General features: G+C 45.4%; 1 protein-coding gene and 1 pseudogene. Both read left to right on the top strand.

Features of this window, described 5'->3' with window-relative positions; all coding sequences use genetic code 11:
• Window positions 1–905 (top strand): type III secretion system regulon anti-activator ExsD (gene esxD, locus R8269_RS26060; protein WP_318223020.1); only part of this gene is annotated, 905 nt, incomplete at its 5' end.
• A gap of 12 nt (window positions 906–917) precedes the next feature.
• Window positions 918–1,065, top strand: a pseudogene (gene vscB, locus R8269_RS26065) (YscB family type III secretion system chaperone VscB); the annotation flags it as partial.

Genomic DNA, 1,065 nt, shown 5'->3' on the forward strand with positions numbered 1-1,065 from the left:
AAAGAGGAGCACGATATGAGAGTGCGTCTCAGCCATTACAGGATCTCAATGTTGTCCACGTGAATCACCGACAGCTGTTGAGTGAAGGTGTGCTGAATGACGACCAGTTATCGTTGTTGCAACGCTTGTTGGACAGAAGTGTGGTGGACAGTTTGTGCGCCAGTCAATTGGTGAAAACGTATTTGAGATTGGGTACATCGATTGACCGTTTTGCCATGCGTCTGTTTTTAGAAATTGGCGCTCAGTTAAGTGACAGTCAACGAGTGGCGACCTTTGAGCAGAGGCTCGAATACATCAACTCTCGATTGGGTTTTCGCTTTAATTTGGCCACGCCAAAAACGCTGATCCTTTGTTGTTACTTGGCGTTGACCGAGTGGATTCATCGACAAACCGACCAAAGTGCGTTGCACGCCTCGGTCAAAGTGGAACAACTGATGAATCAGCTGGATATTCAAAAAGAGTACTGGTCTAAGTTATCGGGTGAAGACACCAGCGCGATTTTTGTTGAACAACAACTTGCGTTGATTGAGAGCCAGCAAACGCAGTTAAAAGCGCAGCTAAATACACTGAACGAGCAGCAGTCACAAGTAATTGAATCTCATAAAGCGTTGGTCGATAAGTGGCAACCGTCGTTAAGCAGCTTGAAAGAACTGGCGGACTACACTTCAACGACGGATATGTTCATCTCTGATTGGAAAACGTGGTGCTCTGAGGCTCGTTTACAAGCACCGGATCTCAATGAAGTCTGGGATGCATGTGACGTGGTTTATAACGACCTCAATGCCGTTGCTAAAGTGTGGCAATGGTTTAAAGACATGCAGATCGTTGGCGATGTTGATCACTACTATTTTGATATTCAAAGTGGCCAATGCGGTCAGGCTTGTAACCATCTCAGCCAGATTTAAATAGGGCAGTATATGTTAGATAAAATGATGAAATCTCTAGCGGAAACGCTAGGGATAGGGCCTTTTATTGCCGGAGAAAATGGCGCTTACACCATCGAAGTAGACCAGTTAACACTGACAATCAAACAGCACTCATCATGGATCTTATGGGAAACTGCCT

This window comes from Vibrio sp. Vb0667 (assembly GCF_033391095.1).